Origin of the sequence: Citrobacter sp. wls829 (assembly GCF_005280825.1) — a bacterium.
Lineage (GTDB): Bacteria > Pseudomonadota > Gammaproteobacteria > Enterobacterales > Enterobacteriaceae > Citrobacter > Citrobacter gillenii.
Map to the genome: position 1 here is coordinate 1 of NZ_SZWP01000074.1, position 9938 is coordinate 9938.

6 protein-coding genes, 1 tRNA gene, 1 rRNA gene and 1 pseudogene are annotated in these 9938 nt (G+C 50.4%); 7 read left to right on the forward strand and 2 right to left on the reverse strand.

The genetic code is table 11. The features are described 5' to 3' along the window. Window positions 1–126: 126 nt before the first annotated feature. From FDW88_RS16535 to FDW88_RS16565, 7 genes and pseudogenes are all read left to right on the forward strand, one after another. Window positions 127–1284, forward strand: coding sequence for an efflux RND transporter periplasmic adaptor subunit (locus FDW88_RS16535; RefSeq protein WP_115257348.1), 1158 nt, complete (start codon window positions 127–129; stop codon window positions 1282–1284). 11 nt (window positions 1285–1295) lie between these two features. Further along, window positions 1296–4408, forward strand: a pseudogene (locus FDW88_RS16540) (efflux RND transporter permease subunit). Between the two features lie 269 nt (window positions 4409–4677). Continuing rightward, on the forward strand, window positions 4678–4899 hold the full coding sequence (locus FDW88_RS16545; protein ID WP_096755452.1) for a lipoprotein: 222 nt from the start codon (window positions 4678–4680) through the stop codon (window positions 4897–4899). A 458-nt stretch (window positions 4900–5357) separates the two neighbouring features. Further along, window positions 5358–6383, forward strand: a complete 1026-nt coding sequence (locus tag FDW88_RS16550; RefSeq protein ID WP_096755451.1) for an amino acid ABC transporter substrate-binding protein — start codon at window positions 5358–5360, stop codon at window positions 6381–6383. Window positions 6384–6452: 69 nt separating this feature from the next. Continuing rightward, window positions 6453–7634, forward strand: a complete 1182-nt coding sequence (locus FDW88_RS16555; protein WP_137362974.1) for an amino acid ABC transporter permease — start codon at window positions 6453–6455, stop codon at window positions 7632–7634. 9 nt (window positions 7635–7643) lie between these two features. Further along, a complete protein-coding gene (locus tag FDW88_RS16560) occupies window positions 7644–8747 on the forward strand; it encodes an amino acid ABC transporter permease (protein WP_137362975.1) in 1104 nt (367 codons plus the stop codon). A 7-nt stretch (window positions 8748–8754) separates the two neighbouring features. Continuing rightward, on the forward strand, window positions 8755–9513 hold the full coding sequence (locus FDW88_RS16565) for an amino acid ABC transporter ATP-binding protein (protein WP_096755448.1): 759 nt from the start codon (window positions 8755–8757) through the stop codon (window positions 9511–9513). A 160-nt stretch (window positions 9514–9673) separates the two neighbouring features. Here the strand turns inward: FDW88_RS16565 and rrf are convergent. Next, window positions 9674–9789 (reverse strand): 5S ribosomal RNA (gene rrf, locus FDW88_RS16570). A gap of 38 nt (window positions 9790–9827) precedes the next feature. After that, window positions 9828–9903, reverse strand: a tRNA-Thr gene (locus tag FDW88_RS16575). Window positions 9904–9938: the final 35 nt, after the last annotated feature.

Consider the following 9938-nt stretch of genomic DNA (forward strand, 5'->3'; position numbering starts at 1 on the left):
TGACCTGCTTATTCGCACCTTCCCTAATTATTTGTAGGATAGCTAACTATTATTTTTTATTTGTGCGCGTTATCACCTGCCATTACTCCGGTAAATAACGAGCCTTCGGTTCTTTAAGGAATAGAAATGACGAAAACTGCCAGGTTCTCGCTCCTGCCCTCATTCATCATCATCTCCGCTGCATTACTCGCCGGCTGTAACGATCAAGGAGAAACACAGGCACATCCCACCGAGCCACAGGTGACAGTCCATGTTGTTGAGTCAGCCCCCTTAGCCGTGACGACCGAATTACCGGGGCGTACAAGCGCATTTCGCATTGCAGAAGTACGCCCTCAGGTCAGCGGGATTGTACTTAAACGGAATTTCACCGAAGGCAGTGATGTTGAAGCTGGCCAGTCGCTTTACCAGATCGATCCCGCGACCTATCAGGCTGACTATGACAGCGCTAAAGGTGAACTGGCAAAAAGCGAAGCCGCGGCAGCAATCGCGCACTTAACGGTAAAACGCTATGTTCCACTGGTCGGAACAAAATATATCAGCCAGCAAGAATACGATCAGGCCATTGCTGACGCACGTCAGGCCGATGCCTCCGTTATTGCCGCCAAAGCGGCTGTCGAAAGCGCGCGTATTAACCTTGCCTACACCAAAGTGACATCACCGATTAGCGGACGCATCGGTAAATCTAGCGTCACCGAGGGCGCGCTGGTCACTAATGGTCAGGCTACAGCGCTCGCTACCGTGCAACAGCTCGATCCGATTTACGTCGATGTGACGCAGTCCAGTAACGACTTTATGCGTCTCAAACAGTCTATTGCACAAGGCAGTCTGCATAAAGACAACACCAGCAGCACCGTCGAACTGGTGATGGAAAATGGCCAGTCATACCCGCTGAAAGGCACGTTGCAATTTTCTGACGTGACGGTTGATGAAAGCACTGGGTCAATCACTCTCCGAGCCGTATTCCCTAACCCGCAGCACACTCTGCTACCCGGTATGTTTGTGCGCGCACGCGTTGATGAAGGCGTTCAACCCAATGCCATCCTCGTTCCACAGCAGGGCGTGACGCGTACGCCGCGCGGCGATGCCACCGTGATGGTCGTTAACGACAAGAGCCAGGCTGAAACTCGCCCAGTCGTCGCCGTGCAAGCTATTGGCGACAAGTGGCTGATTAGCGAAGGCTTACAGTCGGGTGACAAAGTCATCGTAAGTGGTTTACAGAAAGCGCGCCCTGGCGTGCAGGTTAAAGCCACCACCGATGTCCCTGCAGCGACTGCGGCGCAATAAGGTAACAGGACATGGCAAACTTTTTTATTAGGCGTCCTATCTTTGCCTGGGTACTGGCCATCATTTTGATGATGGCGGGTGCGCTGGCAATCATGCAGCTGCCCGTGGCGCAATATCCTACTATTGCCCCTCCTGCCGTTGCGATTTCCGCAACCTACCCAGGTGCGGATGCGCAAACCGTGCAGGACACGGTCACACAGGTTATCGAACAAAACATGAACGGTATCGATAACCTGATGTATATGTCATCCACTAGCGACTCAGCTGGCAGCGTGACTATCACGCTGACGTTCCAGTCCGGCACCGATCCTGATATTGCTCAGGTACAGGTACAAAACAAACTGCAGCTCGCGACCCCATTACTGCCACAGGAAGTCCAGCAGCAGGGTATCGGCGTTGAGAAATCAAGCAGCAGCTTTTTGATGGTCGCGGGCTTTGTTTCTGACAATCCACAGACCACGCAAGATGACATCTCGGACTATGTCGCCTCAAACATTAAAGACTCCATCAGTCGTTTAAACGGCGTGGGCGACGTGCAGCTGTTTGGTGCACAGTACGCCATGCGTATCTGGCTGGATGCGAATTTATTGAACAAATACCAGCTCACACCGGTTGATGTCATTAACCAGTTGAAGGTGCAAAACGATCAGATAGCCGCAGGCCAGTTAGGCGGGACACCTGCATTACCTAATCAGCAGCTTAACGCTTCGATAATTGCGCAAACACGCCTGAAAGATCCACAAGAGTTCGGCAAAGTGACATTACGCGTGAACAGTGATGGCTCTGTTGTTCACTTGAAGGATGTGGCGCGCATTGAGTTAGGTGGAGAAAACTACAACGTCGTTGCCCGTATTAACGGTAAACCGGCATCCGGCCTTGGTATCAAGCTGGCTACCGGTGCTAACGCGCTGGATACCGCCAACGCAATTAAAGCTAAATTGGTCGAACTGCAACCGTTCTTCCCGCAGGGAATGAAGGTTGTTTACCCATATGACACCACGCCGTTCGTCACCATCTCTATTCATGAGGTAGTGAAAACACTGTTCGAAGCGATCGTGTTGGTGTTCCTCGTGATGTACCTGTTTCTGCAAAACATCCGCGCCACGCTCATTCCAACCATCGCCGTGCCCGTCGTATTACTGGGTACCTTTGCCGTACTGGCAGCGTTTGGCTACTCGATAAACACCCTGACGATGTTCGGGATGGTACTCGCCATCGGCCTGTTGGTCGATGATGCGATAGTGGTGGTCGAGAACGTTGAACGCGTGATGATAGAAGAAAATCTCCCCCCAAAGAGGCGACGGAGAAATCCATGTCGCAGATTCAGGGGGCGTTGGTGGGTATCGCCATGGTGCTGTCTGCGGTGTTTATCCCGATGGCCTTCTTTGGTGGTTCCACCGGGGCAATTTACCGCCAGTTCTCAATCACCATCGTTTCTGCCATGGCACTTTCGGTACTGGTCGCATTGATTTTGACCCCTGCGCTCTGTGCCACATTGCTCAAACCGGTGTCAGCAGAGCACCACGAGAAAAAGAGCGGCTTCTTCGGCTGGTTTAATGCCAAATTCGATCACAGCGTCAACCACTATACCAATAGCGTCAGTGGCATTATTCGTAAAACCGGACGTTATCTGGTCGTCTATCTGATCATCGTTGTGGGAATGGCGGTGCTGTTTATGCGCCTACCCACCTCCTTCCTGCCGGAAGAAGATCAGGGCGTATTCCTGACCATGATTCAACTTCCGGCTGGCGCAACACAAGAACGTACCCAAAAGGTGCTGGATCAGGTCACCCACTACTACCTGAACACGGAGAAAGCCAACGTTGAAAGCGTCTTTACGGTTAACGGCTTTAGCTTCAGCGGACAAGGGCAAAACTCAGGGATGGCGTTTGTCAGCCTCAAGCCCTGGGAAGAGCGTAGCGGAACGGAAAATAACGTTGAATCGATTATTGCCCGTGCAACCCGCGCCTTTAGCCAGATTCGTGATGGCCTGGTATTCCCCTTCAACATGCCCGCCATTGTTGAATTGGGCACGGCAACTGGCTTTGACTTTGAGCTGATTGACCAGGGAGGACTGGGACACACGGCGTTAACCCAGGCACGTAATCAGTTGATGGGGATGGTCGCCCAACACCCGGACCTGCTGGTTCGTGTACGCCCTAATGGCCTGGAAGATACAGCACAGTTCAAGCTGGATGTCGATCAGGAAAAAGCGCAGGCGCTGGGTGTTTCGCTATCTGATATTAACGAAACCATTTCCGCTGCACTGGGCGGCTACTACGTCAATGACTTCATTGACCGCGGCCGCGTGAAAAAAGTGTACGTCCAGGCTGATGCAAAATTCCGTATGTTGCCGGAAGACATCAATAATCTCTATGTCCGCAGCGCCAATGGCGAAATGGTGCCATTCTCAACATTTAGCTCTTCGCAATGGGTCTATGGTTCACCGCGGCTGGAACGTTACAACGGTATGCCATCAATGGAGCTACTGGGAGAAGCCGCACCGGGTAGAAGTACCGGTGAAGCCATGGCGATGATGGAAAGCCTGGCAGAAAAACTGCCAACCGGTATCGGTCATGACTGGACCGGTATGTCTTACCAGGAACGCCTGTCAGGTAACCAGGCACCTGCGTTGTATGCCATCTCGTTAATCGTTGTCTTCCTTTGCCTTGCCGCACTGTATGAGAGTTGGTCGATCCCCTTCTCCGTCATGCTCGTGGTTCCACTGGGTGTTGTGGGCGCGCTACTGGCCGCGTCGCTACGCGGAATGAATAACGATGTGTACTTCCAGGTCGGCCTGCTTACCACCATCGGTCTCTCTGCCAAAAACGCCATACTGATTGTGGAATTTGCCAAAGACCTGATGGATAAAGAGGGTAAAGGCTTGATTGAAGCGACGCTGGAAGCCTCCCGCATGCGTCTTCGCCCAATCCTGATGACTTCGCTGGCCTTTATTCTGGGGGTTATGCCGTTGGTAATCAGTCGCGGCGCAGGTAGTGGCGCACAAAATGCGGTTGGTACCGGTGTGATGGGGGGAATGCTCACCGCCACATTGCTCGCTATCTTCTTCGTTCCTGTCTTCTTTGTTGTCGTTAGACGACGTTTTAGTCGACACAATGATTAATTTGTAAAATAAAGGCGTCTACGGACGCCTTTTTACCGGATATTGAGATCTTTATTTATTAATAAGATAGCCATTTATTTTTTCTCACCCCTCAGAAAAAAGCATTTATTGCTATCTGCTTTATTCATTATGTTTACAAACCACACGAATTGAGATTATTCCTCATGTCAGTCTTTTTTTAAGAGGTGGTAAAATAGCTTTCGATTTCGCAGATGGCTTTGCGTTTGTCTTTGCTTTATTAGCGAAACGTTTATTTTAGAGGTAACACCATGAAAAGATTAATTTCCGTTGCATTGCTGACAGCATTACTGGCAGGCTGTGCACACGATTCTCCTTGCGTACCTGTCTATGACGATCAGGGCCGCCTGGTTCATACCAATACCTGTATGAAAGGCACCACGCAGGATAACTGGGAAACAGCAGGTGCAATCGCCGGTGGTGCAGCTGCCATTGCCGGCCTAACACTTGGGATCGTTGCCCTAACCAAATGAATCCTCTTAAAAGCGCGGTACCTGCCGCGCTTTTAATCAGAATGATAATTATCATATAAGACAAAAGGTTGGTGTAAGACATCAATCATAGAATAAGATTATTATAGATTCCACTCACATATCCGCGATGTGAAATTAGCATTTTTTGTATTCTTCGTAACAACATGTCCTCCTATCGTTATTCTCACGTCATCAATATTACCGCCCGAAATCGTTATCCTGCGTCCTGTCTGAATTTTAAATTTTTTGCGCCGAAATGTGGCTTACGTTTCAATTTTGCACCACTTCAGGGCGCTGCATTTATTTTTTCCTGTCTACACTCTGCATATTGCGTCGAATATTCGGTCGCAAAAAACTGGCACTACCTTTGCTTAGAAGAGTATGGCCAAAGCCACAGACAGGTAAAAGACGTTTTCAAAACGTCTCCATAACAATAATTCCTCCACACAGGATGCTCTATGAAAAAGATGATAATAGCCAGCCTGGCTGCGGCCGGCGTGATGCTTGCGATTGCAAATCAGGCACATGCCGGCGCAACGCTTGATGCCGTAAAGAAAAAAGGATTTGTACAATGTGGTATCAGTGATGGTTTGCCTGGTTTTTCTTACGCCGATGCGAACGGTAAATTTTCGGGTATTGATGTCGATGTTTGCCGCGGTGTTGCCTCTGCCGTATTCGGTGATGATACAAAAGTAAAATATACCCCACTCACCGCCAAAGAACGCTTCACAGCGTTACAGTCCGGCGAAGTCGATCTTCTCTCACGTAACACCACCTGGACCTCTTCTCGTGATGCTGGTATGGGCATGTCCTTTACTGGTGTAACGTATTACGATGGCATTGGTTTTCTCACCCACAATAAAGCTGGTCTGAAGAGCGCTAAAGAACTGGATGGCGCAACGGTGTGTATTCAGGCAGGTACAGATACCGAACTGAACGTGGCCGATTACTTTAAGGCCAACAACATGAAGTACACCCCCGTCACCTTTGACCGATCGGACGAATCCGCCAAGGCACTGGAATCTGGTCGCTGCGATACGCTTGCCTCCGACCAGTCTCAGCTGTATGCCCTGCGAATCAAGCTAAGCAATCCTGCAGAATGGATCGTCCTGCCTGAAGTTATCTCCAAAGAGCCGCTGGGACCTGTCGTCCGCCGTGGAGATGACGAGTGGTTTTCCATTGTTCGCTGGACCCTGTTCGCCATGCTGAACGCTGAAGAGATGGGTGTTAACTCGAAAAACGTTGATGAAAAAGCAGCTAACCCGGCAACACCGGATATGGCTCACCTGCTAGGCAAAGAAGGTGACTACGGCAAAGATCTGAAGCTCGATAACAAATGGGCTTACCATATTATTAAGCAGGTAGGAAATTACGCGGAGATCTTTGAACGTAACGTGGGATCGGAAAGCCCGCTGAAGATCAAACGCGGACAGAACAACCTCTGGAATAACGGCGGCATCCAATACGCACCGCCGGTGCGTTAATCCGTAGCGATGTAACGGGCGCCGCAGCTGCGGCGCTCAGCCCAGAGTCACAGTTACCGAGGTTTTCTTATGCCCCATCGCCGCTCAAGCGTAAAAGGATCATTCTCCTTTTCTAACCCTGCGGTCCGCGCCTGGTTATTTCAAATACTCGCCGTCATTGCGGTCGCCAGCATGGCGGTCTACCTCATTCATAACACGATTAATAACCTGAGCAGCCGCGGTATTACCTCGGGGTTTTCTTTTCTCGATCGCAGTGCCGGATTTGGCATTGTTCAGCATCTGATTGATTACGAGCAGGGCGATACCTATGGCCGCGTCTTTCTGGTCGGTCTGCTTAATACACTGTTAGTCTCAGCGCTGTGCATTGTTTTCGCGTCATTTCTCGGTTTTTTTCTCGGACTGGCGCGGTTGTCGGATAACTGGTTACTGCGCAAGCTCTCAACGATTTATATCGAAACGTTCCGCAATATTCCCCCGCTGCTACAAATCTTCTTCTGGTATTTTGCTGTGTTACGTAATTTACCTGGCCCACGCCAGGCTGTTAACGCATTGGATATCGCATTCCTGAGCAACCGCGGGCTCTATATTCCGGCACCACAAATGGCAGAGGGTCTTGTTGCCTTTTGCGCTGCCGCCCTGATTGCTGCCATCATCTCCATTGGGTTATTTCGCTTTAATAAAATGCATCAGACTAAAACAGGTCAGTTACGACGGACCTGGCCTACGGCCCTGGCGCTGTTCGCTTTTTTACCGATGCTTTCACAGTGGATTTTTGGCGCAGCGCTACACTGGGATGTGCCTGAACTACGCGGCTTTAACTTCCGTGGCGGCATGGTGCTTATACCAGAACTGGCTGCGCTAACGCTGGCACTTTCGGTGTATACCTCCGCATTTATTGCAGAAATTATTCGCGCAGGTATTCAGGCCGTGCCTTATGGTCAGCACGAGGCAGCACGCTCACTGGGGCTGCCAAATCCGGTAACCCTTCGCCAGGTTATTATCCCGCAGGCGCTGCGCGTCATCATTCCCCCGCTGACCAGCCAGTACCTGAATATCGTAAAAAACTCCTCCCTGGCTGCAGCCATCGGCTACCCGGATATGGTTTCACTGTTTGCTGGGACCGTACTTAACCAAACAGGACAGGCCATTGAAACCATTGCCATTACCATGTCGGTGTATCTGATCATCAGCCTGAGCATTTCTCTGTTGATGAATATTTATAACCGTCGGATAGCACTGATTGAGCGCTAAGGAGCCATGATGACAAAAGCACTGCTGTCTCACCCCACGCGCCAGAACAGTAATCACGCAGGACGCGTTATTTTGTGGGTACGCAAGAACCTGTTCTCTAGTTGGTCAAATAGCCTGCTCACGCTGTTGTGCGTGTGGTTAATGTGGGCGTTTATTCCCCCTCTATTGAACTGGGCATTTCTACAGGCGAACTGGGTAGGATCTACCCGGGCAGATTGTACGAAAGCAGGAGCCTGCTGGGTGTTCATCCATGAACGCTTTGGCCAATTTATGTATGGACTCTATCCACACGATCAGCGTTGGCGAGTAAATCTGGCCCTGGTTATCGGTCTGCTTTCTATCGCCCCGATGTTCTGGAAAGCCATGTCCCACCGTGGTCGCTATATCGCCGTCTGGGCAGTGGTTTACCCCATTGTGGTCTGGTGGCTGATGTACGGTGGTTTTGTCGGTCTCGAACGTGTCGAAACCCGGCAGTGGGGAGGATTAACGCTAACCTTGATTATCGCCTCCGTCGGTATTGCCGGTGCACTTCCATGGGGAATTTTACTGGCATTAGGTCGTCGTTCTCATATGCCCGTCGTGCGGATTTTATCCGTTATTTTCATTGAGTTCTGGCGTGGAGTACCGTTGATCACCGTGCTGTTTATGTCCTCAGTGATGCTGCCATTGTTTATGTCGGAAGGTACCAGCATCGACAAACTAATTCGCGCGCTGGTTGGGGTGATCCTTTTCCAGTCTGCCTATGTCGCGGAGGTGGTGCGCGGAGGATTACAAGCCTTACCAAAGGGGCAGTATGAAGCCGCCGAGTCACTGGCACTAGGATACTGGAAGACGCAGGGACTGGTTATTCTTCCCCAAGCGCTTAAGTTGGTTATTCCCGGCCTGGTCAACACGATTATCGCGCTGTTCAAAGATACCAGCCTGGTCATCATCATAGGTCTGTTTGATCTTTTTAGTAGCGTACAACAAGCAACCGTCGATCCCGCCTGGCTGGGGATGTCGACAGAAGGCTACGTTTTTGCCGCACTGATTTACTGGATTTTCTGTTTCAGCATGTCTCGTTACAGCCAGCATCTGGAAAAACGTTTTAACACCGGGCGTACACCGCACTGAGGAATTTATGAGCCAATTATTAATGCCGTCTACCGACGCGATGATTACGCTGGAAAACGTCAACAAGTGGTATGGGCAGTTTCATGTTCTTAAGAATATTAACCTGAAGGTAAAACAGGGGGAGCGCATCGTATTATGTGGGCCTTCTGGCTCTGGTAAATCGACAACCATCCGCTGTATTAATCATCTGGAAGAGCATCAGCAAGGACGCATTGTGGTGGATGGGATTGAACTCAACGAAGACATCCGCAATATTGAGCGTGTCAGGCAAGAAGTCGGTATGGTCTTTCAGCACTTTAATCTCTTTCCGCATTTGACGGTCTTGCAAAACTGCACATTGGCCCCTATTTGGGTCCACAAGATGCCAAAGAAAGAGGCTGAGGTTCTGGCCATGCACTATCTTGAACGGGTTCGTATTGCGGAACATGCGCATAAATTCCCGGGACAAATCTCCGGAGGACAACAGCAGCGTGTGGCTATTGCGCGCTCGCTGTGTATGAAACCCAAAATTATGTTGTTTGACGAACCCACCTCGGCGCTGGATCCTGAAATGGTGAAAGAAGTACTGGATACTATGATTGGCCTGGCGCAATCAGGAATGACGATGTTGTGTGTCACCCATGAAATGGGCTTTGCACGCACGGTAGCCGACAGAGTGATTTTTATGGATCTAGGTGAAATAGTGGAACAGGCCCCCCCGGATGAGTTTTTTGCCAATCCACGTTCTGAACGTACGCGAGCGTTTTTATCGCAGGTAATACATTAATATTATCATCCACTTGCATATAACGGCACTACATTTATCAGACCAATAACGGTACCAATCCTAAAGGTCGGATAGGGCGTTGACACCGTCATCTGGCCTTTTCTGAGTACACATAACGCAAAAAGGCCATCCTTTCGGATGGCCTTTTCACTTATTTGATGTCTGGCAGTTCCCTACTCTCGCATGGGGAGACCCCACACTACCATCGGCGCTACGGCGTTTCACTTCTGAGTTCGGCATGGGGTCAGGTGGGACCACCGCGCTACAGCCGCCAGACAAATTCTTTTCTACGTGCCGAACATTAACCTAAAAACTGGTGCTGATACCCAGAGTCGAACTGGGGACCTCACCCTTACCAAGGGTGCGCTCTACCAACTGAGCCATATCAGCACACTAAATTTGATGCCTGGCAGTTCCCTACTCTC